Annotated in this window: 24 protein-coding genes; 10 read left to right on the forward strand and 14 right to left on the reverse strand. The window is 43.8% G+C overall.

The genetic code is table 11. The features are described from left to right. Positions 1–130: 130 nt before the first annotated feature. A complete protein-coding gene (locus PKF022_RS07595) occupies positions 131–988 on the reverse strand; it encodes a hypothetical protein (protein ID WP_281776457.1) in 858 nt (285 codons plus the stop codon). A gap of 194 nt (positions 989–1,182) precedes the next feature. Here PKF022_RS07595 and PKF022_RS07600 point away from each other — a divergent pair, with 194 nt between their 5' ends. After that, complete coding sequence (locus tag PKF022_RS07600; protein ID WP_281776458.1) at positions 1,183–1,914, forward strand: hypothetical protein; 732 nt, start codon at positions 1,183–1,185, stop codon at positions 1,912–1,914. A 13-nt stretch (positions 1,915–1,927) separates the two neighbouring features. Here PKF022_RS07600 and PKF022_RS07605 read toward each other — a convergent pair whose 3' ends face one another. From PKF022_RS07605 to PKF022_RS07615, 3 genes are all read right to left on the reverse strand, one after another. Then, complete coding sequence (locus PKF022_RS07605) at positions 1,928–2,596, reverse strand: hypothetical protein (RefSeq protein ID WP_281776459.1); 669 nt, start codon at positions 2,594–2,596, stop codon at positions 1,928–1,930. A 35-nt stretch (positions 2,597–2,631) separates the two neighbouring features. Next, a complete protein-coding gene (locus PKF022_RS07610) occupies positions 2,632–3,198 on the reverse strand; it encodes a site-specific integrase (protein ID WP_281776460.1) in 567 nt (188 codons plus the stop codon). A 443-nt stretch (positions 3,199–3,641) separates the two neighbouring features. Next, entirely contained in the window at positions 3,642–4,100 is a 459-nt protein-coding gene (locus PKF022_RS07615) for a hypothetical protein (protein WP_068949247.1), read from the reverse strand. A 407-nt stretch (positions 4,101–4,507) separates the two neighbouring features. On the opposite strand from PKF022_RS07615, the gene PKF022_RS07620 reads away from it, so the two are divergent. The 3 genes from PKF022_RS07620 (at position 4,508) to PKF022_RS07630 (ending at position 5,342) form a co-directional block, all read left to right on the forward strand. Continuing rightward, positions 4,508–4,960: a DUF6641 family protein gene (locus PKF022_RS07620; protein ID WP_281776461.1), complete on the forward strand. Its 453-nt coding sequence runs from the start codon at positions 4,508–4,510 to the stop codon at positions 4,958–4,960. A 71-nt stretch (positions 4,961–5,031) separates the two neighbouring features. After that, positions 5,032–5,178: a hypothetical protein gene (locus PKF022_RS07625; RefSeq protein WP_281776462.1), complete on the forward strand. Its 147-nt coding sequence runs from the start codon at positions 5,032–5,034 to the stop codon at positions 5,176–5,178. A gap of 2 nt (positions 5,179–5,180) precedes the next feature. Beyond that, on the forward strand, positions 5,181–5,342 hold the full coding sequence (locus PKF022_RS07630) for a hypothetical protein (RefSeq protein ID WP_281776463.1): 162 nt from the start codon (positions 5,181–5,183) through the stop codon (positions 5,340–5,342). Here PKF022_RS07630 and ppc read toward each other — a convergent pair. Then, a complete protein-coding gene (ppc, locus tag PKF022_RS07635; protein ID WP_281776464.1) occupies positions 5,325–8,141 on the reverse strand; it encodes a phosphoenolpyruvate carboxylase in 2,817 nt (938 codons plus the stop codon). The genes PKF022_RS07630 and ppc overlap by 18 nt on opposite strands. After that, the gene (locus PKF022_RS07640; RefSeq protein WP_281776465.1) at positions 8,138–8,899 is read right to left on the reverse strand and encodes an FCD domain-containing protein; all 762 of its coding nucleotides are present in this window, start codon (positions 8,897–8,899) and stop codon (positions 8,138–8,140) included. The genes ppc and PKF022_RS07640 overlap by 4 nt, the downstream gene beginning before the upstream one ends. A gap of 168 nt (positions 8,900–9,067) precedes the next feature. Between PKF022_RS07640 and PKF022_RS07645 the strand changes: the two genes are divergently transcribed. The 6 genes from PKF022_RS07645 (at position 9,068) to ppsA (ending at position 17,664) form a co-directional block, all read left to right on the forward strand. After that, the gene (locus tag PKF022_RS07645; protein ID WP_281776466.1) at positions 9,068–10,213 is read left to right on the forward strand and encodes an alpha-hydroxy acid oxidase; all 1,146 of its coding nucleotides are present in this window, start codon (positions 9,068–9,070) and stop codon (positions 10,211–10,213) included. A gap of 111 nt (positions 10,214–10,324) precedes the next feature. Then, on the forward strand, positions 10,325–11,509 hold the full coding sequence (locus tag PKF022_RS07650; protein ID WP_281776467.1) for an ABC transporter substrate-binding protein: 1,185 nt from the start codon (positions 10,325–10,327) through the stop codon (positions 11,507–11,509). A 141-nt stretch (positions 11,510–11,650) separates the two neighbouring features. Continuing rightward, on the forward strand, positions 11,651–12,529 hold the full coding sequence (locus PKF022_RS07655; RefSeq protein WP_281776468.1) for a branched-chain amino acid ABC transporter permease: 879 nt from the start codon (positions 11,651–11,653) through the stop codon (positions 12,527–12,529). After that, complete coding sequence (locus PKF022_RS07660) at positions 12,529–14,457, forward strand: branched-chain amino acid ABC transporter ATP-binding protein/permease (RefSeq protein ID WP_281776469.1); 1,929 nt, start codon at positions 12,529–12,531, stop codon at positions 14,455–14,457. Before PKF022_RS07655 ends, PKF022_RS07660 begins: the two co-directional genes overlap by 1 nt. A gap of 30 nt (positions 14,458–14,487) precedes the next feature. Then, positions 14,488–15,216 carry an ABC transporter ATP-binding protein gene (locus PKF022_RS07665; RefSeq protein WP_215348454.1) on the forward strand — a complete coding sequence of 243 codons (729 nt, stop codon included), beginning with the start codon at positions 14,488–14,490 and terminating at the stop codon, positions 15,214–15,216. Positions 15,217–15,270: 54 nt separating this feature from the next. Further along, on the forward strand, positions 15,271–17,664 hold the full coding sequence (gene ppsA, locus PKF022_RS07670) for a phosphoenolpyruvate synthase (protein ID WP_281776470.1): 2,394 nt from the start codon (positions 15,271–15,273) through the stop codon (positions 17,662–17,664). A 575-nt stretch (positions 17,665–18,239) separates the two neighbouring features. Here the strand turns inward: ppsA and PKF022_RS07675 are convergent. From PKF022_RS07675 to PKF022_RS07710, 8 genes are all read right to left on the reverse strand, one after another. Further along, positions 18,240–18,494 (reverse strand): GntR family transcriptional regulator, encoded by a 255-nt coding sequence (locus PKF022_RS07675; protein ID WP_281776471.1) that lies wholly within the window; start codon positions 18,492–18,494, stop codon positions 18,240–18,242. Between the two features lie 95 nt (positions 18,495–18,589). Beyond that, on the reverse strand, positions 18,590–18,796 hold the full coding sequence (locus tag PKF022_RS07680; protein ID WP_281776472.1) for a hypothetical protein: 207 nt from the start codon (positions 18,794–18,796) through the stop codon (positions 18,590–18,592). Beyond that, positions 18,771–18,974 (reverse strand): hypothetical protein, encoded by a 204-nt coding sequence (locus PKF022_RS07685; RefSeq protein WP_281776473.1) that lies wholly within the window; start codon positions 18,972–18,974, stop codon positions 18,771–18,773. The genes PKF022_RS07680 and PKF022_RS07685 overlap by 26 nt, the downstream gene beginning before the upstream one ends. A gap of 41 nt (positions 18,975–19,015) precedes the next feature. Then, positions 19,016–20,377: a hypothetical protein gene (locus tag PKF022_RS07690; RefSeq protein ID WP_281776474.1), complete on the reverse strand. Its 1,362-nt coding sequence runs from the start codon at positions 20,375–20,377 to the stop codon at positions 19,016–19,018. 168 nt (positions 20,378–20,545) lie between these two features. Then, the gene (locus PKF022_RS07695; RefSeq protein ID WP_281776475.1) at positions 20,546–20,788 is read right to left on the reverse strand and encodes a hypothetical protein; all 243 of its coding nucleotides are present in this window, start codon (positions 20,786–20,788) and stop codon (positions 20,546–20,548) included. Between the two features lie 293 nt (positions 20,789–21,081). Beyond that, positions 21,082–21,516, reverse strand: a complete 435-nt coding sequence (locus tag PKF022_RS07700; protein ID WP_216275601.1) for a DUF2703 domain-containing protein — start codon at positions 21,514–21,516, stop codon at positions 21,082–21,084. Between the two features lie 38 nt (positions 21,517–21,554). After that, the gene (locus PKF022_RS07705; RefSeq protein WP_281776476.1) at positions 21,555–22,382 is read right to left on the reverse strand and encodes a cation transporter; all 828 of its coding nucleotides are present in this window, start codon (positions 22,380–22,382) and stop codon (positions 21,555–21,557) included. Positions 22,383–22,498: 116 nt separating this feature from the next. Then, positions 22,499–23,284 (reverse strand): IclR family transcriptional regulator, encoded by a 786-nt coding sequence (locus tag PKF022_RS07710; RefSeq protein ID WP_281776477.1) that lies wholly within the window; start codon positions 23,282–23,284, stop codon positions 22,499–22,501. Positions 23,285–23,289 lie beyond the last annotated feature (5 nt).

Below are 23,289 nucleotides of genomic sequence, written 5' to 3' on the forward strand. Positions count from 1 at the left end.
CCATATGCATAAGATAGCTTTTTTGACCTACTTTTCGGATAAACAATCAATTCAAATCGAGTTTGTTAATCGCAAGCCTTAAATGCAAATGCCACTCGAAGGTGGCACCGTTACTTCAAGTAACACTTAATTAAGCGGCTAGCGCCAATTGCGGCACTGTAGGTTGCTGAGCTGCCAGCTTTTTAGCGCGATACTCTGCGTCCTCCCGATCCCTCTTATCCCGCATCTTGCGCTGATATTCTGGCGAGATAACTTCTTGAGCCCGAGCTATCTGCTGCTTATCGATTTCTGAATATGAGCTTTTAGATCCTAAATCTACACATACACGACTAAGGATTTGTTTTTCAAAATCTATATCCATTGGGATAACGCCAACAACTTTATATCCACCAAGAACTCGCTTGCAAATTGGGTAAAAGAACGCGCCAACCCCCATAGAATCGTGCACCTGGCTAGACAACTCCTGCGGAATACTGAATTCAGTGATTGGAGTTGCTACTTTTTCATCTAATAATGCCTTTATAAACTTAAGCTCATGCTCGCCCCTAGCTTTTTTCTTGTTTACAGCTTCTAAATTAGTATTGCTTTCACGAATCCGATCAATGCCCCCGTTTTGGCGTATGAAATCCTCCAGCTCATCGGCCATTACATCCTGCCTGTAAGCCATATCTAATACCCTGGCGTATACGTGAGCATTTTTGCGATTAGTCCGCACTACATATTTCACGATAATCGTCAAATCAGGGGTATTTTTCTGAACCTTGATATTGTGCTTCGTGGATAAGGTGTTGCGCATTTTGGATAGTATTTCTAACTTGTAGTCAGATCCCAATATTTGATCGCTATATCGCATCAAATCCGAGAGAAGTCTGTATAAGACATCATTAGCCTTAACGATATAGTTTTCATAAAAATCTGCTTGATTTTGTGCAAGTACATCCCCTTCACACAACACCTGCCCTACTAACAACTTTTCATTCTTTTTCATTTTATTTCTCCATAGTTAATGCGAGTTAATTCGCTCTATGAGTCTATAAAAATAGAGGTCTTATTCGGATGAATAAGTGATTTATGTCAGTTTTGTTAATAGGCTTTTAAGGGGTAAACGCTAATCAATCCAGATAAGAATTGTGCTTATACTTTTCATACCTACTAATAGCATGTCTTTAAACATAGGCTTATATGTCAGATGAAAAATTGGGTCTCTACAAAGAGATTCCTGGCGGACTTCGCAAGGGTCGCCCAACAGCCGATGATTGGCGCAAAGCTAAAGATACGCTGTACTACGAATGGTGGCGCTGTCTCAATGCAAGCAATGAATACTTGGAATGTTGCGCAAAAGGCGGCAAAAATCACTCTTTAGCCGATACCTATTCACTATTCGGGGATGTAAACGTCTCGTGGGCGCAATGGTGGGGAAATATAGGTAAACGCATTTTTAGCGAGAGGCGCCAATATCCCAAAGTTCGAGCAATTGACCAAGATGAAGCTTTGAGCAAGTTAGAAGTTGAATCAAAGAATTTCTTAATTCTTGATATTCCTTTAACTTTACGCCGCGTAACCATACTTGAGCAGATCAACAAGCTGCTCGATGAGTTTCATGATGGCAAGAAATTAGATGTGAGAGCACAAAGTACTGCGTTAGTTCAACTAGAAACTACCAAATTGCAACACAAAACCATTCCAACCTTGGTAGATGTAGCTGAAATACTCTATCGCAATCCTGATATCCAGCTTTACCAATTGGCTCAAAGAGCTAAGTTAGCAGAGCATCACTTAGGAAGAGCAGTTAGCGAAGCCCTTAGTGCCGATGAGGAAAAACAAAGACGTCAAATGGCCGCTAGTAGATACAAAGAACAAGCACAGAAACTCGTTTTCAACGCAGCGAGACTGAAATTCCCATCGATTGAATGATGGGCTAGGAAATTTAAAAGTCGCCCGAATTAATCTCAGTTTCGTCAAAATCAGGGAAGTAATTTGCAATTACATCCCTCATTTTGGCTTGTCTCTCAAACACCTCAGACATTTGATCTTCAAGCTCCGCTTGCTCATCTTCAGATAAATCATCATCTTGACTAGCGTATAGATCTTCGTACTCACAGAAACATATGCCTAGCGCTTCAACTGATCTGCATATTTCATCAATTACGCCTGAGCAATCTAATGCCGTAAATTCTTTAATGTAGCTATTTTGAGAGAGATTTGACATATCTAGTGATAGATCTACGTCAACAGGTATCGCAAAAAAACTATTCTTACGACCCAATCCCACTACAAGCAGTTGTTGTGTATATAAATTAATGAATAAAAAATTGGGGAGATGTACGCCATCAGATAGCACCTTACTCAGGCGTGGGTAAACATCTAGAAATCCTTGTTCGATTTCTTTGTTGTAGTCTGAGAGCGATACAACTAAAAGGTGATGCGTGAACCTATCGCCATGTAGTTTTACCAACTTATCAAATACTTTTTCATTAAAGGCAGCGTTGTTAGCCTTACTCATCCACTCTTTTGAATAAACATCAATCAAATGGCCACTTTCCTTCAATCTCTTAATTAAGTCTAAAGCCGCGCTTGTTCCACCAGAAATTTTCATGCCCCGACCTTATTAAAGTTTTTTCAAAATATTTTTTATATTAATTCAACAGCATTACGCATCAAATCCGGATTTACGTCAATATACTTCTGAGTAACGGCAATGGATTTATGTCCCGCCAATCCAGCCAATACCCTTACGGAGATCCCTTTGTTTGCCAGCGTAGTAATGAAGGTTCTACGTCCACTGTGACTGGAAGCTCCAGCGATACCGGCATTGCGATAAGCCCAAAAGAACCACTGACATAAGGAGTTTGCCGAGAAGCCCAAGCGCTTTGAAGTATGAAAGAATGGCACATCCGGGAACTTTGCATAGCGAGTAGCCAAATAAATCGCTAGCTCATCTTGTAATTTCTTTGGTAAAAATACGGTTCTTGGTTGACCGCCTTTTGTCTGCGCCGCACTTAAGCGCACTTCGTTACGAATACTGCCGTCTTCATTTACTACATCCCGCATCTTTAAACTAGCTATCTCAGCAACCCGAAGCCCTGAGTAGCAACTTGTCAATATCAACGCCCTATCGCGCTCTGGATACTTCTTAGTTGCTACATATGCCAATACCTTATCTAGCTCTTCCGGAGTCAATGTCTTTGCTTGTGCCATTTGTTTTTCCTTTGCAGTTAATAAAAAGCATGTATGTAGTGTGTTTTCTTTTGTGGGAAAGGTCGACCTCTATTTGCCATGAGGTACTTTTGAATTCTTATGATTTGTCATGTTTGCACTAGGTTTTCCAGTAAAACTATGGGTTTCCAAGATCTTCCAAGAATCAACGACTTGCAAAAATTCCAAAAGATTATGTATTTTTTCTTATGTGAACACTACGCTTAATATTTAGCTGTTTTGTGTGAGATCTAGACAACAAATTGACTAATAATTTAACTACTGAATAAGCAATTTCTGTGGGTTTTTGACACACTGCTAGAAACACCTCAAATCTACGCTGTATTACGTTTACGCAATCTCAGCTACTTGGGGCTAAGAATGCAAAAAGCCCGCATTTAACGGGCTTTTTTGAGGGGTTTATTAGCATTCTTATGTGTTAGCTATTACTGCCACACTGTTAAATCCACATTAGTAGCAATAAACACGGGCAGCTTGGGTCCTGCGTTTTTGCAGTGGCGCACTGGCAAGTCCCAGCTCCCTTTTGTGCCCCGCTGCTCATCGCCAATACGCAAATGCATTTCCCCGCTATCTGGCAAGTATGCACAAAATCCTGGCACAGTTTGCTTAATTTTTGCATCCCTATCCCAATGCAATATCCATGACATCAGAATATTGGGCGCTTTAGGTAAGTCTGTATTAATCAGCTCATTGACGATATCTATTTGCTCTTGTGTCTGAGCACGGTTTTCCCAATGGATGTAGCTATAAAAATCAACTAAATACTTTTGCATTGGGTTATGTAGTTCAATTGAGCCGTTATATGCGGCGCGATTAAACACCATATTTCCATAGCTTCCTGCAAATTTTTCATTAATAAACATTCTGACTGCAATTTCTCTCATTTTTATCTCCTTTTAGATGAGTGATGTTGCAAGTCGCTTGGTTGATTAGTTTCTTAGTTAGTTACTAGAAGAAGAGATCTCAAAAGATCGTTACTTAGTGATTAGTTGCTTCTCTCAATAGAGAGAAGTGCTTTTGTGTTGCTAGTCAGAGTTATTCATTTGCCACTAAGTGACTCACTTAACTCCATTAGCCACTACTTACTCAGCTAGTAACGCTTTTCCCATACCCCTGTAACCCACTCTGTCGCAACCGAGCAACTCACAAAAATATTTATCCCTTGATAAGAAAGACCGCATTTTTTCTATCCAAAATGCTCTGAATTCCGTAGATCATTAAATAGAGGTCGCCCTAAACCCGTGATCAGCCATACATTGCTTGTGTACCCCACTTTTGTAAGGAGAGCACCATGGGCACACCAAATACCTTAAGTAATCTGCAATTTGTCGATGCTGTACGACCAAGATCTATTCCGGCAGTACAGCAAAGACGTAATAAGCTAAGCAATAAACTTTGGGAGCAGATTCAATTGGCTAGGAGCCAGATTGAACATACCCACTTTGTTGTGAAACGGAGGGTTACCGTTAAAGACGTAGAAGGAAACTATAAAAGCATTGAGCGCCCTAAACGTATCAAGCCCTGGTGGTTTATGGGAGCTGATGGCACCTTATGCCTATCGGTGTTTTACGGCAGTAAACGTATTGAAATTGTTCCCGGAAAAACATCCATCTGTGTGGCAAATATGACTGACTTAATAGCTGTACTAGACTTACTCAAGTCAGAGACTGAAGCTGGTAGCCTTGATGTAGCAATTGAGGTAGCTAGTGGCGCACTAAAAATGAATTTCAATAAATACAAGTAGATAGCTATACAAGCGTTACTTAAAGTAACGCTTGATTTGCAAAAGCTAGATAAGAAAAGCTAAATATCTATATGAAAAGATATAAGGCAACCGTCAATGCAGCGGGAATGTGGATAGAAACGATTCTCTATGCTCAAAATCAAGCTCAGGCATATGCACTATTTAAGGCAATTTTTGGTTCTAGCAACGTGCCGCATCAACCGCTACAGATTGGTTAACCATGCGATTTAATGAAATAGCCCCAATTAAGCCCTTAAGCCCAGAGCAAGCAAGACTTAAATCAATGAAGGATCGCGTCAAGCGCGACCAAGAGGCAGTTAAGGCTGAACGGGCTAGACAAAAGATTAAAAGTGGGCAGGAGCAATTAACCCGTATTTCTTAATCCTGCTGCAATGCCATTAATCGCAATATGAATACCCCTTTGCACCCGCTCATCATGCTTACCTGCACGATAGCGCCGAACGAGTTCAACTTGCAAGTGGTGAAGTGGATCAATATAAGGGAAGCGATTTCTAATGGATCTTGCTAGGGCTGGATTCTTAGCCAAACGAACCTTCTCGCCAGTTACTAAATTCAAGGCATCAACTGTTTTGTTCCACTCAGTCTCGATAGCGCCAAAGATTTTCTTGCGCAACTTCACATCAGGAACTAGCTCACTATATCTAGAGGCCAATGCTAGATCACTCTTGGCCAACGCCATATCCATGTTGGACAATAAAGTTCTAAAGAAAGGCCACTCTTTGTACATCTTTTGCAGTAGGCTCAAAGCAGCCTTTTTATCAGCGGCCTTGGGTTGATTCAAAAACGCCTGCACTGCAGAGCCAAACCCATACCAACCTGGAAGCGTTAAGCGACACTGACCCCAACTAAAGCCCCATGGAATAGCTCGCAGATCTTCAATCTTTTGACTGGCTTTGCGACTAGCTGGACGTGAACCAATATTGAGCTTAGCAATCTCCCGGATAGGTGTGGCATCAAAGAAATACTCTGCAAATCCTGGGGTCTCATACACAAGACCACGATATGCGTCCATGCTTGCTTGCGAGATTTGAGCAGCTGCATCTAAGAAAGCCTTGCTAGCTTGTTTAGTGGGCTTTAATAAAGTGGCCTCTAAAGTTGCGGCAACCAAGGTCTCAAGATTGCGCCTGCCAATCTCAGGATTGGCATACTTAGATCCAATCACCTCACCCTGCTCCGTTAAACGAATTTGCCCACGCACCGTTCCCGGAGGTTGCGCCAGGATCGCCTCATAGCTTGGACCACCTCCACGACCTACTGTACCGCCCCTGCCATGGAATAGTCGTAATTTCACTCCATGCTTACCTTCCAGAGACTCAAATACCTTAACTAAAGCGAGCTCGGCGCAATACAACTCCCAATTGCTGGTAACAATGCCTCCGTCCTTATTGGAGTCTGAGTACCCCAACATAATGTCTTGCTCGCCACCAGAGCGTTTGACTAAATCTAATATGCCAGGCAAGTCATAAAACTCTTGCATGATGTGCGCTGCATTGCGTAAATCATCAATTGTTTCAAACAAAGGCACAACGATGAGATCGGCAGTCGCTTTTTTACCCAGAGTCTCATGTAATAAGCCTACTTCTTTTTGAAGTAATAAGACTTCCAGCAAATCACTAACAGTTTCGGTATGGCTAATGATGTAATGGCGTATAGCCTCAGCACCAAATAACTCACGCATTCTCTTTGCCATTTCAAATATGGCGATTTCAGAAATGGAAAATTCTGAATACTTATGCCCAACTACTCGTAGCGGTCTAGGATCTTTTAATAAAGAGAGTAATAACTTACGCTTTTCGCCCTCTGACAAAGCAGAATAATTACATTCAATCGCGGCAAAATTCAGCAACTCCGATAGAACTTCTTCGTGCTTATCAGAGCTTTGACGTAAATCCACGGTAGCCAAATGAAATCCGAATACTTCTACCGCGCGAATTAAGCCACGGAGCCTGCGATTAACCAATGCCTTCGCGCCTTGTGAAACCAATGAAGCCTCAATTGTTTGCAAATCCGTTAGAAATTCTTGTGAAGATTTATAGGGATTTTGAGGTGCAATCGCATGCCGGGCGGCATCCTGCCCCGTAAGGCTCTTGAGTGCTGCAGCCAGGCGAGCATACATTCCCGTTAAAGCTCTGCGATAAGGTTCATCCTGACGATGCTCATTGGTATCGGGTGAGGCATTGGCCAAGTCCTGCATTTTTTTAGTGAACTTCAATAGCAATGCCGAGACTGATAACTCTTTACCTAAATAATGCACTTCAGTGAGGTAGTGGCGTAGTGCCAATTCGGCTTGACGGGTGATTGCATATTGCAAAGTATCTGCACTGACATTGGGATTGCCATCGCGATCCCCACCAATCCACTGCCCCATCTTGAGAAAACTCGCCACCGCTTCCGCACCCAAAGAGTCTTCTAACTGAGCATAGATTTTGGGGATTTCCGAGAGGAACGTCATCTCATAGTAAGTGAGCGCATTCTCAATCTCATCGGCAACAGTAAGCTTAGTAAAGCGTAATAAACGTGTGTGCCAAAGCTGCAATACCCTAGCTTTAATTTGTTCTTCGTTTTGCTTAAGTTCTTCATTAAGCAAAGCATCCTTATTGGGAGTACTTGCTTTAGAAGACTCCTTAATTTGATCTCTTGCTACTAACAACTGGGCAATATCACGCTCGGATTCCAAGATGCTGGTTCTTTGTACTTCGGTTGGATGGGCTGTGAGTACCGGAGAGATCAGACTACCCTCAAGCATTTGAGAGATCGCTTTACTGGTAATGCCTGCGGCATGAAGCTTTTTCATAGCTACCGGAATACTACCGTCCTGATGACTGCCCATTCGCTCATAAGCAACTCTACGGCGGATGTAATGCCTATCTTCAGCCAAGTTAGCCAGGTGGCTGAAATAGGTAAAGGCCCTGAGCACTTTCATCGCAGCCTCACTGCTTAAACCTTTCAGTAATTTTGTTAATTCTTGATTGGCTTTTTGATTGGCATCACGGTGAAAGACCACTGAGAGCTTTCGAACTTGCTCAACCAGGTTATAGACAGCATCGCCTTCATGCTCTCGGACAATATCACCCAAGATTTTTCCTAGTAGGCGGATGTCATCAGTTAATGGGACTTCCGTATTCTTTAATTCTGAAGCAGATCTCTTGAGAACTCTCACTTCACCCCACCCCTTCTACGAATAGCGCTTTGGAAACGCTCATGTTCTTCAGCGCTAGCCTTCATGCTCTTTTTCACATACTTAATATGCTCCCTAGAAACTTCCAATGCCTTTTCAGGAGATCTGTTTTTAATAGCGGACCATATATCCAAATGCTGCGCCTCTAAGTGCATCCTATCTTTAGGTCTGGCATTAAGATATTTTAGATTTCGGGTCACATGATTATTAATTAGCTTTAATAAAATTGCACTTAAATGGCCGATCAGGACATTGTGAGAGGCCTCGGCTACAGCCTGATGAAATTTCACATCCGCTCCCACCATTTCTATGAGCTCCCCATTAGCATAAGCCTTATTCACCGCGATATAAGCCTGCTCTAAATTATGCAAATCAGCATCAGTAGCTCGCGTTGCAGCAAGGTAGGCCGCCTGACCCTCAAGCATGTCGCGAAAATCCAAAATATCATCTTGGATATTGGGATGCTTAAATAACATCTCTTGCCAAGAATCAGCAAAAGACGAGTCAAGTTGGTCAGTAACAATCGTTCCCCCACCATGACGTGTATGCAATAAACCTTTGGTAACTAAAGTTTTAATTGCCTCTCTAATAGTAGGTCTTGAAACACCCATATCTACAGCAAGATCCCTTTCAGAAGGAAGCTGATCACCTGGTTTTAGCGAACCCTCCAATATTTGCACCTCAATGACCTTTACCACTTTGTCTGAAATGCGCTCTTTATTGCGAATTAATTGATTCATCTGGTATGACCACTTTACGTTTTTATTTCATATTTTGAAATGTTATCTATAATTTAGTATTTAAACCCCTATATTAGGGAATATACCTAGAAATAATCTGTCACATTGTATTCACAATGCATCCTGTTTTGGTATTACCAGTTTACCAATTATTAATGAGGATCCATTGTGCCAGTTATTACCAATATAGAAGACTTGCGGGTCCTCCACAAAAAACGCACCCCTAAGATGTTCTATGACTATGCGGACTCTGGATCATGGACCGAGTCCACATATCGCGCCAATGAGTCTGATTTCCAAAAAATTAAGTTGCGCCAACGTGTAGCGGTCAATATGACCAACCGCACGACCAAGACAACCATGGTTGGTCAAGAAGTTGCTATGCCGGTTGCGCTGGCACCTACTGGCCTCACTGGAATGCAGCATGCCGATGGTGAAATTTTGGCAGCCAAGGCTGCCGAGAAATTTGGCGTGCCATTTTGCCTTTCAACAATGAGTATCTGTTCAATTGAGGATGTGGCTGAGCGCACTACTAAGCCATTCTGGTTTCAGCTCTATGTTATGAAGGACCGCGGCTTTATTGAGCGCCTCATTGAGCGCGCTAAAGCGGCAAAATGTTCAGCACTTGTCCTCACTCTAGATTTACAAATCTTAGGTCAACGCCATAAAGACTTAAAGAATGGTCTCTCAGCTCCACCTAAACTCACCATTGCCAATATGATCAATATGGCGACTAAGCCACGCTGGTGCATGGGAATGGCAATGACGCCGCGTAGAACATTCCGAAACATTGTTGGTCATGCCACCGGCGTTGGCAACATGTCTTCACTCTCTTCCTGGACTGCAGAGCAGTTTGATCCAGGCCTTAATTGGGGCGATGTTGAGTGGATTAAAAAACTCTGGGGCGGAAAGCTCATCATCAAAGGCATCCTTGATGAAGATGATGCACGCTTAGCTGCAAACTCCGGGGCGGATGCATTAATTGTTTCTAACCATGGCGGCCGTCAACTCGATGGCGCAATTTCTAGCATTAAGGCATTGCCTGGAATTGTGGATGCAGTTGGCAAAGATATTGAAGTATGGATGGACGGCGGCATACGCTCTGGTCAAGATGTTCTGAAAGCTTGGGCCTTGGGTGCACGCGGGACAATGATCGGTCGCCCATTCTTGTATGGCTTGGGCGCGATGGGCGAGGCTGGCGTTACCAAGTGCCTAGAGATCATTCACAATGAACTGGACATCACCATGGCATTTACAGGTCATCGCGATATTCAGAATGTGACTAAAGATATTTTGTATCCAGGAGCTTTTTAGCCTTGAATACTAATTTATTCCTTGTTCATCCTTGGATTGTCTGTTTGCGTCGAGTAAGTTGCAAGGCGCTAACTTTATTTTTTTATTTTTTTATTTTGTTATGGAGACTTTATGAATATTCGTCGTCACATTTTTGCAGTAGCTGCTACTGCAATGCTTTCAACCGGTGCTTACGCTGCCGATATCAAACTTGGTGTTTCAGGACCTTTCACCGGCGGCTCCGCTTCTATGGGTGTGAGTATGCGTGATGGTGTGCGTCTTGCTGCAAAAGAGATTAATGCTGCTGGTGGTATCAACGGCAACAAAATCGTTTTGGTTGAGCGCGATGACGAAGCAAAAAATGAGCGTGGCGTACAAATTGCACAAGAGTTGATCAATAACGAAAAAGTAGTTGCTACTTTGGGTTATATCAACACTGGTGTTGCATTGGCTTCCCAGCGTTTCTATCAAGATGCCAAGATTCCAGTAATGAACAACGTTGCTACTGGTTCTATCTTGACTAAGCAATTCCCTAACGCACCAGAAAACTATGTTTTCCGTAATGCTGCCCCTGACAATATTCAAGCACCATTGATCGCTAAGGAAGCGGTTGAAAAGCGTGGCTTGAAGAAAATCGCGATTTTGGCTGACTCTACAAACTACGGTCAGTTGGGTCGTGAAGACTTAGAGAAGGCATTGAAGGGCTATGGCTTAACACCAGTAGCAGTTGAGAAATTCAACATTGGTGACGTTGATATGACTTCACAATTGCTCAAAGCAAAAAATGCTGGCGCTGAAGTGATTTTGACTTACGCAATCGGACCTGAGTTGGCGCAAATCGCTAACGGTATGGCGAAGTTGGGTTGGAAAAAGCCAATGATCGGTTCATGGACATTGTCTATGGCCAGCTTTATTGATACAGCCGGTAAGAATGGTAACGGCGCAACAATGCCACAAACTTATATTCAATCTCCATCTACAACAGCTAAGCGTAAAGCCTTCCAAGAGGCTTACTTAAAAGAGTTCAAGCCAAAGAACAACAACATCGCATCTCCAGTTTCTGCAGCACAAGGATATGACTCTGTTTACCTCTTGGCAGCCGCTATCAAGCAAGCTAACAGTACAGAGGGACCAAAGATTGTTGCAGCATTGCAAGATCTGAAGACTCCAGTTGATGGTGTTGTGATTACTTACAACAAGCCATTTACAGCAACAGATCACGAAGCCATCAAAGCCAAGGACGTAGTGATGGGCGTAGTTGAGAACGGACGCGTTGAGTTCTTGAACGCTGAGGATGCTAAGCCTAAGAAGAAGTAATTACCTCGAGGTCGCAGTGCTTAATAATTCAATATTTTGCACTGCAGCAATTGATAAAACAGAGCGTCGCCCAAAAAGCGGCGTTTATTGTGATATTTAAACCGTCAATAAAACAGTATTAAGAATATTTAGGCCAATAACATGGACATGTTTGCACAAATCCTTTCGAGCGGTATCGCGGTGGGGATGATCTATGCTGTTATCGCATTTGGATTTCAGCTAACTTTTGCCACATCTGGCACATTAAACTTCGGTCAAGGTGAAGCCTTGATGCTAGGCGCTCTGGTAGGTTTAACCTGCGTAGATACGTTTGGTATGAACTACTGGGTCATGATTCCTATAGTTTGCTTATTCGGCATGATTCAGGGTAGTTTCGTCGAACTCATCGGCGTACGCCCTGCAATCAAAATTAAATCTGAGTTTGGTTGGATTATGTCTACGATTGCACTCGGTATTATTTTCAAGAACGTTGCTGAAAATATTTGGGGTCGCGATGCATTGCCATTCCCAGCACCATTGCCAATGGAGCCAATGAATTTTTTGGGCGCAAGTATTTTGCCAATGGAAATTTTGGTGGTAGTTGGCGCTTTACTCATGATGTTGTTGGTGGAGTTCTTCAATCGCAAAACGATTTACGGAAAAGCAGTTGTTGCAACTGCAAACGATCGCGATGCAGCTGGCCTAATGGGCATCAACACCAGTATGGTGATTACCTTCTCTTATGCACTTTCTTCTTTGACTGCAGCGTTTGCTGGTGTGTTGATTGCACCATTGACGCTGACTGGCGCAACTATGGGTGGCGCGCTGGGATTGAAGGCATTTGCTGTGGCAATTATTGGCGGCTTGTCTAGCGGCATGGGCATTATCGTGGGTGGTCTGATTTTGGGTATTGTCGAAACAGCTACCGGCTTTTATGTCTCTACTGGTTACAAAGATGTTCCAGGCTTGATTTTGTTATTGCTTGTATTGGCATACAAACCATCCGGTCTATTCGGCAAATCTGCAATTAAGAAAGTTTAATGATGAAGAAGTCTCTAATACCGCTATTAATTGCGATTGCGGCACTCTTTTGTTTGCCGTTGTTTGTCCATAACCCTTATTACATTCACTTAGTTGAAACCATCCTCATCTACACCATCTTGTTATATGGTTTAGATATCGTGGTGGGTTATGTTGGTCAGGTTTCCTTAGGTCACGCAGCTCTGTTTGGTATCGGTTCATACACCGCTGGTGTTTTGTACTTTCATTTCGGTTGGACGATTTGGGGAACTCTACCTGCATCTATCATCGTGACCTCCATCTTCGGCGGCATCTTGGCATTGCCAGCCCTGAAAGTAATTGGGCCGTATTTGGCGATGGTGACCTTGGCTTTCGGAACCATTGCGCAGATTCTCATTAACGAGATGACTTGGTTGACTGAAGGCCCATTGGGTATCAAGATTCCAAAGCCTGATTTAATGGGCGTACCAATGACCAAGGCAGAATACTTCTGGTTGGTTGGCGTCATCTTGATCATTTCCATGATCGTTGTAGACCGTTTTGTGAAGTCACAAATTGGTCGCGCCTTTGAGGCCCTGCGTGATAGCCCAATTGCCTGTGACTGTATGGGCGTTTCCGTATATCGTTTTAAGGTGATCGCATTCGTAATCAGCGCTGGCTTTGCTGGTTTAGCTGGTTGTTTGTATGCGTACTCAGAGCAATACATTTCACCAAATACTTACAACAACGAACTCGCTGTTTTGTTCTTGCTCGGTATCATCATGGGTGGACGTAAGTCTCGCCTCGGCGCCTTGATTGGTGCAGCCATCATCGTGTTGTTGCCTAAGCTCTTGGACGACATCAACTTGTTCCGTATCGTTGCTTCGATCATTGCAGTTGTAGTGCTGGTTGGTGCTGGTATGGCCTTATCCAAGAAGACAACTACACCGCGTCGCGTTGCTGTACCTATCGCTGGCGTAGTGGGCTTAGCAGCATTCTCATTCTGGCTCAATACGATTTCCGACTGGCGCTTGAGTATTTTCGGCTTCATGATTTTGTTGGTGGTGTACTACTTGCAAAACGGTATCGTTGGCTTTGTGAAGAGCTTCTATCAGTCAATCGTTGGCAAAGCTAAAACTACCCGTGGTGGTGATGCTGAAGCGGTGGATGACTCTATCAGCTTCATTAGCAATGTATCCAGCGCAAATGCTGGTGCTGAGCTCCTGAAGGTTGACTCTGTATTGATGCAGTTCGGCGGCCTCAAGGCATTAAACAATGTGGATTTGAGCATCAAGCGCGGCACTATTCATGGCTTGATCGGTCCTAACGGTTCCGGTAAGAGCACGATGATGAACGTGTTGACGGGTATTTATGTGCCTACAGCTGGTAACGTCTTGTACGCTGGTGAAAGCGTTGTTGGTAAGACATCTTCCGACATCGCCTTATCTGGTATTGCACGTACCTTCCAAAACGTTCAGCTTTTCGGTGAAATGACTGCCATCCAAAATATTTTGGTTGGTTTGCATCACACCTTCAAGTCAAACATGGTGGAAATTGCTTTGAATCTGCCACGCTACAAGCGTGAAGAGGCTGAAGCTCATGCTCGTGCAATGGCGCTCCTCAAGTTCGTTGGTTTGGATGACTTGGCTAATGAAGAGGCGCGTAACTTGCCATACGGTAAGCAGCGCTTACTCGAGATTGCCCGCGCCTTGGCATTGGATCCTGAGTTGCTCTTGTTGGATGAGCCAGCAGCAGGCTTGACAGCTCCTGACATTAAAGAACTCTTGCGCATTATTCGTAAGATCCGCGATAGCGGTATTACCTTCATCCTGATTGAGCATCACATGGATGTGGTGATGTCAGTTTGCGATACCGTTTCTGTATTGGACTTCGGTCAGAAGATTGCAGAAGGTAAACCAGCTGAAGTTCAGGCAGACGAGAAGGTGATTCATGCCTACTTGGGTACTTAATCACTAGAACATATTGAATCGGTAAATACCATGTTATCTATTAAGAATCTTGAAGCAGGCTACGGCAAAGTCAAAGTCCTCCACGGCATCAATATTGATGTTCCAAAAGGACAAGTGATTACTTTGATTGGCTCAAACGGCGCCGGCAAAACAACAACCATGCGCGCTATTACTGGCATGATCAAGCCAACGGCTGGTGAAGTCACTCTAGGCGGTGAAAAAATTGATGGTTACGACTCTCATAAAATCGCTCGCTTAGGTTTGGCTCATAGCCCTGAAGGTCGTCGCGTATTTACGACTATGTCAGTTACCGACAATTTATTGTTGGGCGCATTTCCACGCTTTACAGGCAGCCGTCCCAAAGGCGATATTAAGAATGACCTCGAGAAGTCTCTCGAAATGTTCCCGCGTCTTAAAGAGCGTCGCAATCAATTGGCCGGTACTTTGTCTGGCGGCGAGCAACAAATGTTAGCGATGGCCCGTGCTGTGATGTTGAACCCAGAGATCATTCTCTTGGATGAGCCATCTATGGGTCTTGCACCAATCTTGGTTGAAGAAGTATTTAAGATCATCTCCAACTTGAAATCACAAGGCGTTACTATGTTGCTGGTTGAGCAGTTTGCTGCGGCGGCTTTGAACGTTGCTGACTATGGCTATGTTCTTGAGAATGGCAAGATTGCTACTCACGGACCAGCTGCGAAGCTTAAAGATGATCCTGCTGTGAAAGCTGCTTACTTGGGTGGCGCAGGCGGTCATTAATGGTTGGTTGTTTATATCCGCTACACCAATTTCCTTATCTTTAAAGAGTATTTTATGTCCAACCAACAGCAACAAAATAGCAGTATGGCTGATGCCTATGTTTTGCCTTTTGAGCAACTTCGCATGACGGATGTTGAATCCGTCGGCGGTAAGAATGCCTCACTAGGAGAGATGATTTCTCAGTTAGCTTCTACTGGGGTTCGTGTTCCAACAGGTTTTGCTACAACTGCTTTGGCGTTCCGTGATTTTCTAAAACATAACAATCTAACTGAGCGTATTCAACAGCGCTTAGAAGGTTTGAATATTGATGATGTGCGCGCATTGGCACAAGCTGGTGCAGAGATTCGTAACTGGATCGAAACAGCGCCATTTCAACCAAAATTAGACGAAGAGATTCGTAAGGCATTTGCTGTGTTGGATGACTCTGGCAAGGGCTCATTCGCAGTGCGTTCGTCAGCTACTGCTGAAGACTTGCCTGATGCTTCTTTTGCAGGTCAGCAAGAAACTTTCTTGAACGTCGAGGGTATTGATGATGTTCTCAAGAAGATTCGTGAAGTATTTGCCTCGCTTTATAACGATCGCGCTATCTCTTATCGTGTTCATAAGGGCTTTGCCCATGCTGAAGTAGCCTTATCTGCCGGTATTCAGCGCATGGTGCGTTCTGACCTAGGCGCTGCTGGTGTGATGTTCACATTGGATACTGAATCTGGATTTGAAGATGTGGTTTTCATTACCTCAAGCTATGGCTTAGGGGAAACAGTGGTTCAGGGCGCAGTTAATCCTGATGAGTTTTATGTATTCAAAACTACTTTAGCCAAAGACAAGAAAGCAATTATTCGTCGTTCTTTAGGCTCTAAGTTGATTCAAATGCAATTTGCGCCAAAGAGCTCTGCAGAAAAAGTGCAGACAGTGGATGTAGCTCCTGAGAAGCGGAATCGTTTCTCACTGGAAGATGCGGACATCACTGAGTTGGCCAAGTATGCGGTGATCATTGAGAAGCACTACGGTCGTCCGATGGACATCGAGTGGGGTAAAGATGGTCAAGATGGCCGCATTTATATTTTGCAAGCTCGTCCTGAGACAGTGAAGAGTCAGGCAGCAGGCCAAGTAGAGATGCGCTACAAGTTAAAAGGTAGCTCAAAGGTATTAGCAAAAGGCCGTGCGATCGGTCAAAAGATTGGTGCTGGTCCAGTCCGCATTATTCGTGACCCAAGCGAGATGGATCGTGTCCAGCCTGGTGACGTATTGGTTGCCGACATGACTGATCCAAACTGGGAGCCAGTCATGAAGCGTGCTTCAGCGATTGTGACTAACCGCGGTGGTCGCACCTGTCACGCTGCGATTATTGCTCGTGAATTAGGTGTACCTGCGGTAGTTGGTTGCGGTGATGCGACCGAGCATTTGCAAGACGGCATGATGGTGACAGTTTCTTGTGCTGAAGGTGATGAAGGCCATATCTATGATGGCTTGATCGAAACCGAAGTTACTGAAGTTTCTCGTGGTGTATTGCCTGAGATTCCAGTGAAGATCACGATGAATATTGGTAACCCCCAATTGGCATTTGATTTCTGTCAAATTCCGAATGCTGGTGTTGGCTTAGCTCGCCTCGAGTTCATCATTAACAACTACATTGGTGTTCATCCACGTGCAGTTCTGGAATACCCAAACATTGACCCAGATCTCAAGCGTGCAGTTGAGAGTGTGGCCCGCGGTTACGCTAGCCCACGTCAGTTCTACGAAGACAAGTTGGTTGAAGGTGTGGCAACTATTGCTGCTGCCTTCTATCCAAAGCCGGTAATCGTACGTTTGTCAGACTTCAAATCTAACGAGTACAAGAAGTTGATTGGTGGATCACGTTACGAGCCGGATGAAGAAAATCCAATGTTAGGCTTCCGCGGTGCATCACGTTATGTATCAGAGGATTTCGGTGAGGCTTTTGCTCTCGAGTGCGCAGCAATGAAGCGTGTTCGTGAAGATATGGGTCTAGATAACGTTGAGATCATGGTTCCGTTTGTGCGCACCATTAATCAGGCTAAGCGCGTGATCGATATGATGGAGAAGTTCGGCCTCAAGCGTGGTGTTAATGGTTTGCGCCTCATCATGATGTGTGAGATTCCTTCCAATGCTATTTTGGCTGATCAGTTCCTCGAATACTTTGATGGCTTCTCTATCGGATCAAACGATATGACTCAATTAACTTTGGGTCTGGATCGTGACTCCGGCATGGAGTTGCTTGCAATAGACTTTGATGAACGTGATCCAGCAGTGGAGTTCATGATTGCCCGCTCTATTGATGCTTGCCGTAAGCAAAACAAGTACGTTGGCATTTGCGGTCAGGGTCCTTCAGATCACCCTGACTTTGCGCGCTGGTTGGTTGAGAAGGGTATTACTTCCATCTCATTAAATCCAGATAGCGTAGTGGCTACTTGGGAGATGTTGGGTAAATAATTTATCTAGTATTTAGCTAATTCAAATTCCTTCCAAATGGTCCATCAGGTTGTGGTAGTAGAGCGTAAATTACTTTTGCGACCCCTAAATTTGGCCATACCTATTTAACTAGTTTATGAGTTGATCAGTCTCGCCCAGTGCCTTCCAACTCCGTCTGTAAAGGTTCAAGCGATCGACTATTATCACCAACAAAAGCCAGAACATCCTATCCACCCAAATGAAACGGAGTCGTATTTCTGTGGCCCTATCTATTACTGGTGGGGTGGATGGGATTCGATCTTACGACCAACAGATTAAAAGCCCGCTAGCGGGGGCATTCCGCTAAAAGTGACAATATCCTCAAGGGTTTTCAAGTTGTCTTCTTAAAGTTACTAAGACAATATTCATTCGCTAAAAGAGTCCAATTAGACTTTTATTTTGGTATAAGTGGTGGGGTACCCTTATGAATTATCTAGGGGTCGCCCAATCCCACCCAGAGCCCCATTTTAAAGTGACCTCCATCCAGAATACCTTTGCACGTTACTTTATTCAAACGATCATTTCTTTTAAGATAATGGCTGTTGGGTAGTCAGCGTCTAATCACTTGCCTCTTCGCAAGAAACGGAAGCCACTACTGGACCGCGATGTAGCTCGTGAGTAATTAACTTATCAGCCTCAAGCTGACGCAACGCCTCTCTCACAGGAGGACGACTAACGCCTAACAACTCGCAGATTTCTCGCTCAATAAGTCTGTCGCCAGGCTTATACCTGCCGCCTACGATTGCCTGCTTGAGGTAACTCTCAACATACTCGCGCAGGCTCTGAGGTTTAGGAGGAAGAGCTAATGTCATTTAATGGCCTTGTTTTTTGTATTACAAAATACTACACCAATAAATTACCGCCACCCACTTTTAGACGCATAACCAATAACAACCCATGGAATATGTCATTTAGAGCAACAAAGTTTATTAACATTGCTTTGCTTACGATTTCTGCGCTCAAACTCGATAGCTTCATCCAATATTACCTTTTGACGCTCTGCCTCAAGCGCAGCTTCTTTTTGTTGTTTGATTAAGTGCTTGCCTGTAATGACTTGATTGTCATTAAGCAGTGACTCTAACGTGGGCTTATTCTTCCCAGGGGAATCTTTCACGACTCAATTCCTCCATGATTTCGCGCTTGCTAGCGCCACTACGTCTATTGGTTCCGTACTTTTTCCAATGCGCTTGATCAGCAAGAATCTCCGCTTGCTCTTTCTTGCGATCCTCTTCCAGCGAAGTTAATCGCAGCGGATTCATCTTTCCGACGTATTCAAGATTATTTGAGGTCATTTGGATATTCTAGCGTTACTTTAAGTAACGCTGTAACCAATCTAAGCAGCCAATAGTTCTTGCCCAGCCTGTTTTCCCCGTCTCTTGCTTTGATAGCTTGCACTCACTTTTGCATCAGCCTCAATTAGTCGCCTTGTTTCAGCACCGCGCAATTGCTCCGCCGCCTGAATAACTTTTAAATGGCTATAGTGACGTTCAATCATGACAACACTTGTGCCCATTTGTTTAGCTAGCGTATGAATAGGCACTCGATCGTGAGTTAATGCCAAAGTAGCGTAAGTGTGGCGCAAGCTATAAAACACCCGCTTTTGCTCAGTCTTGGGATCCTTAAGTAAGTTGTGATCCTCTAAAAAGCACATAAACATCTTTTGAAAGGATTCGCTGACATCCTCTTTTTTATCTTTAGTCCTAAAAACGTAATCCTCATTATTAGGATTGATTAAATCTTTTAGTGGGTCAGTTAAAGAGCTATCTACCCCATAGTTTCTTTTGGCAATGCGCTCTAGCACCTTTACTGTAGGTTGCCTACCAATAATCTGCCTAGTACCGGTCTTGCCAGTAACAGTAAGTTCACAACTGCGGTTTAAGTTATGCACCTCTATGCGCTCACCCCGTTCATCGACTTGATCTGTCAAAGTTGATGCAGGGCTCATCATGAAGCGGATTTGCTTCCACTTAATATCCAGCAGCTCTATACCTGGTCTTGCGCCAGTATCTACCAACATCTCAATATAGTCGCGCATGATTAATCTACGCTCACGACTAGCAAGATTACGAGCAGCATCAATCCAAGGCTCTAAATTAGCCAATAACGCTTTTAGCTCATGTAATTCAAAAGCAGGTCTACGATCACTCTTCTTACCATTGCTAGCTACGAGCTTTGGACGATTAGCTTCAGTTAAAAAGCCTCGAATGACTGCTTCATCAAATACCCGGTTCATTGCCGCGTTTTGCGTATGCAAAGTACTCGAAGTAGGCTCCTTACCCATCAGCTCAATACGATCTCTATCAAACTGTTCTAAGGCTTCGTAGTCAATATTGGTAATCATGCGATTGCCCAGCGATGGAATGATGTAATCCTTAATCACCCGAATGTAGTCTCTATAAATCACTTTGCCTTTACCAGCAGACAATTCTTGCTCCATACGCTCAACTGCTAGCTTGGCGATATCCTTAAATCGACGAGTAACAACTGGCAGATTAGAGCGATTACGAATTTCTGCTTCAAAAAAGATCTCTTTTGCACGCTCTTTAGCCAACTCTAATTTGCGCTGCTTCGTAGAAGCTCTTTGCCAGACTCCAGCAACCTTATAGCGACATTGCCAGATACCACTACGCTCGCGGCGATAGATCACCAGCTCTCTAGGTAGCAGTTCATGGGTAGTTTCAACGATTTGCGGCATATAGTAACTTTAGTTTCTGATGGTGGCTTAGGACAACCGGTATTGGGCAAATTGCCTGGTCAATACATCCAAAGCAAACTGGCTGATTAATGGCAACTCTTGGAATCTCATGGAGATCTCTTGGCAATCGCAGCGTTACTTGAAGTAACGCTTGATCTATGCAAATACTCACTGAACCTCCGCATACATAATTCCGTGCTTTTCCAGTGCATCGCCAATAGCAGCCACTTCAATGCTAGAAAACACTGAATGCCCTAGTCTTTGCTGAAAATAGTCATTTACTGCAAATAACGCCCCCAAGTCGTCCATATCCAATTCATCACCAAGATTAATCTTGGCACTGGCATATGCTGACGTTTTTAAAGTGTCAAAAGAGATGGTTTGATTAACTGCAAGATTGCTTTGATCCATTTGCTCCTCCCGTATATATGGAGCTATCAATATCGATAACCCATATACGTACGATAGGCGTTTTGACCTACTTTTCGGATAAACAATCAATTCAAATCGAGTTTGTTAATGGCTTGCAGAGCTAAGCTAGGGCAACCTAATTGGATGAATTACTGGGGGCAATTTAGCCAAAAGAACTTGTGACTAAGAGTGGGGATTAATGGGGAGTTTGTGGGGATGAATGGAAGGTGTGAGCGTTACTTTAAGTAACGGTTGAAAACTTAAAACCCAATACTTCCAATGGACCGCTTAAATTAATTACAAGAACCGCCACAGCAAGATTTAGAGGCAAAGCTAGACTCAGAAGTTAGCAATTCGCTTGCCGCCTTCAAGCCCGCCTTTACGAATAATTCTTCAGGGATAGTTTCATGGGTATTTCCGTCAACTTCAAGCGTGCGGCAACTAGACCCCGTGCAAACCGAAGAGCAAGGGGTCATACCAACTTGGGCACCCAGCCACTCTTCTACTGGCTTGTCGGCAATCCATACTTCGTTTGATTTTGATGGATTGATTTTGAATTCTTCTTCGGTTAACTCTTTAGTCTCAAATGTGACCTCAACACCCAATGGCAGGAGTGAAGATTTCAATTTGACTACCGCCTTTTCAAGCTCTTGATGGGTTTCCCCGCAACGAACACAAGTCTCGCCTGCTTTTACAAGTCGATACCAAACTATTGGCATGATTTTCATATCAACATCCCTTCAGAAATATTCAACACTAGGTGCCTTTACCTCAACCTTAATATTCGGATAGCCCCACTAAGTACCAAGAAGCCAATGAGAAGTCCAATAATCCAATCTGGAATTGGGCTACTGAACCAAGCGACTAATACACCAGCAATAATCACACCTAAATTAGCCAAGACATCATTGGCAGAAAAGATGTAGCTTGCTCGCATATGAACCCCATCATTCTTGCGTTTAGATATTAAAAATAAGCAGGTCACATTGACCGCTAAAGCTAATACTGAAATCCAAATCATCGTATTGGCTTCAGGCTGTGCTCCAACATAGATTTGATAGCTAGCTCGCCAAAGAGCACCAGCCGCTAAAAATAATTCAACAACACCAGCCAGCTTTGCGACCTTCAGTTTATGAGATGCCACTTTGCCAACAGCATATAAAGCAACGCCATATACAGCCGCATCGGCAAACATATCTAGGGCATCAGCCATTAATCCAGCTGATTGAGCCAGCCAACCCATAATGATCTCGAGAAAGAACATGGCACCGTTGAGCACTAATAGCCAAATTAAGACTTGGCGTTCTTTGCTTTGCTCGGCGGGATCGGAAACGGCCGAGACTAGTATCGATTGGTCTATAGCTTTATTGCTCTGTATAACCGCCCCAAAATTTAATGGGATTAATTTAGCCAGCACTTCACTGGGATCCTCAGAGTGACAAATCACCACTTTCCGATTGGGAATATCAAAACTCATTGAATGAGTTATTAATGAACTCAAGGCCATGCGAATCATCTGTTCTTCAGATGGACAATCCATAGCCGGAACTAAGAAGGTGGTTTCAGTGATCACATCGGTTTTATGGTTTGGCATATATTGATACTTTAGCTGAACAAAAAAATACCAACCCGAAGGTTGGCATTTTCATTTCTGGTGGGCCCACCAGGACTTGAACCTGGGACCAAAGGATTCCGTGATTGTTAACTAATTTATGTAGTAGGCCTAGATCCCAGCAAGCCCTCAATCTTCTTTGCATAAGCCTCTAATACTGGAATTTTCTTTTGCAACTCAATCAAAGGAAGTCTTGCCGAGGCTGCGTGACAAACCAAAGCTGCAACTGGCTGTTCGCTTCGCTTTATACGAATTGGAACGGCTACCCCAACCATTCCAGCTATGAACTCCTCATTGTCCAAACCAATACCCAACTTATTGAGTCTAGCAAGTTCCAAGGACAACTCTTTTGGACTAATAATCGTGGCATTTGTACATTTCTTTAGCGTAAGAGTTGACATAAATCTTTCCAGCTCATCACGCCCCATTTGAGAAAGGAACATTTTTCCACCAGCAGTGCAGTGTAAAGGAGCTCGTGTGCCCGGCTCCAAATGCATGCGCAATGGCTCGATGGTTTCAATGCGCTCAATATACATTACGCAATCGCCATCTCGCGCAGTCAGATTACAAGTTTCTCCAAGATGGTGAACCGCCTCCCGAAGAACATTTTGACACTCTCTTCTGAATTGGCCATTGCCTAAAATTCTCAGAGCCATTTGTGCAGACTTAGGGCCCGGCACTAAACTCTTCCCACCAGGCAGTAGCGCCAAGTAACCCGAGCTGATTAATGGGCCAATAATTCTGGCTAGCGTTGCCTTGGGTATATCAGTTCGCTGAGATAACTGCGCAACAGAAACGGGAAGGATGGATTCACTAACGCACTCAATCACTCGCATTGTTCTTAACAAGCGAGCACTCTCATTTATATCGTTTTGTGAATCCATATCGC

This window comes from Polynucleobacter sp. KF022 (genome assembly GCF_027924105.1).
Taxonomy (GTDB): Bacteria; Pseudomonadota; Gammaproteobacteria; order Burkholderiales; family Burkholderiaceae; genus Polynucleobacter.

What these genes read in the sequence shown, in the direction of transcription:
- PKF022_RS07595 (WP_281776457.1), bottom strand. Translation starts at nt 988, where the DNA reads ATGAAAAAGAATGAAAAGTTGTTAGTAGGGCAGGTGTTGTGTGAAGGG.
- PKF022_RS07600 (WP_281776458.1), top strand. Translation starts at nt 1,183, where the DNA reads ATGTCAGATGAAAAATTGGGTCTCTACAAAGAGATTCCTGGCGGACTT.
- PKF022_RS07605 (WP_281776459.1), bottom strand. Translation starts at nt 2,596, where the DNA reads ATGAAAATTTCTGGTGGAACAAGCGCGGCTTTAGACTTAATTAAGAGA.
- PKF022_RS07610 (WP_281776460.1), bottom strand. Translation starts at nt 3,198, where the DNA reads ATGGCACAAGCAAAGACATTGACTCCGGAAGAGCTAGATAAGGTATTG.
- PKF022_RS07615 (WP_068949247.1), bottom strand. Translation starts at nt 4,100, where the DNA reads ATGAGAGAAATTGCAGTCAGAATGTTTATTAATGAAAAATTTGCAGGA.
- PKF022_RS07620 (WP_281776461.1), top strand. Translation starts at nt 4,508, where the DNA reads ATGGGCACACCAAATACCTTAAGTAATCTGCAATTTGTCGATGCTGTA.
- PKF022_RS07625 (WP_281776462.1), top strand. Translation starts at nt 5,032, where the DNA reads ATGAAAAGATATAAGGCAACCGTCAATGCAGCGGGAATGTGGATAGAA.
- PKF022_RS07630 (WP_281776463.1), top strand. Translation starts at nt 5,181, where the DNA reads ATGCGATTTAATGAAATAGCCCCAATTAAGCCCTTAAGCCCAGAGCAA.
- PKF022_RS07640 (WP_281776465.1), bottom strand. Translation starts at nt 8,899, where the DNA reads ATGAATCAATTAATTCGCAATAAAGAGCGCATTTCAGACAAAGTGGTA.
- PKF022_RS07650 (WP_281776467.1), top strand. Translation starts at nt 10,325, where the DNA reads ATGAATATTCGTCGTCACATTTTTGCAGTAGCTGCTACTGCAATGCTT.
- PKF022_RS07655 (WP_281776468.1), top strand. Translation starts at nt 11,651, where the DNA reads ATGGACATGTTTGCACAAATCCTTTCGAGCGGTATCGCGGTGGGGATG.
- PKF022_RS07660 (WP_281776469.1), top strand. Translation starts at nt 12,529, where the DNA reads ATGATGAAGAAGTCTCTAATACCGCTATTAATTGCGATTGCGGCACTC.
- PKF022_RS07665 (WP_215348454.1), top strand. Translation starts at nt 14,488, where the DNA reads ATGTTATCTATTAAGAATCTTGAAGCAGGCTACGGCAAAGTCAAAGTC.
- ppsA (WP_281776470.1), top strand. Translation starts at nt 15,271, where the DNA reads ATGTCCAACCAACAGCAACAAAATAGCAGTATGGCTGATGCCTATGTT.
- PKF022_RS07675 (WP_281776471.1), bottom strand. Translation starts at nt 18,494, where the DNA reads ATGACATTAGCTCTTCCTCCTAAACCTCAGAGCCTGCGCGAGTATGTT.
- PKF022_RS07685 (WP_281776473.1), bottom strand. Translation starts at nt 18,974, where the DNA reads ATGACCTCAAATAATCTTGAATACGTCGGAAAGATGAATCCGCTGCGA.
- PKF022_RS07690 (WP_281776474.1), bottom strand. Translation starts at nt 20,377, where the DNA reads ATGCCGCAAATCGTTGAAACTACCCATGAACTGCTACCTAGAGAGCTG.
- PKF022_RS07695 (WP_281776475.1), bottom strand. Translation starts at nt 20,788, where the DNA reads ATGGATCAAAGCAATCTTGCAGTTAATCAAACCATCTCTTTTGACACT.
- PKF022_RS07700 (WP_216275601.1), bottom strand. Translation starts at nt 21,516, where the DNA reads ATGAAAATCATGCCAATAGTTTGGTATCGACTTGTAAAAGCAGGCGAG.
- PKF022_RS07705 (WP_281776476.1), bottom strand. Translation starts at nt 22,382, where the DNA reads ATGCCAAACCATAAAACCGATGTGATCACTGAAACCACCTTCTTAGTT.
- PKF022_RS07710 (WP_281776477.1), bottom strand. Translation starts at nt 23,284, where the DNA reads ATGGATTCACAAAACGATATAAATGAGAGTGCTCGCTTGTTAAGAACA.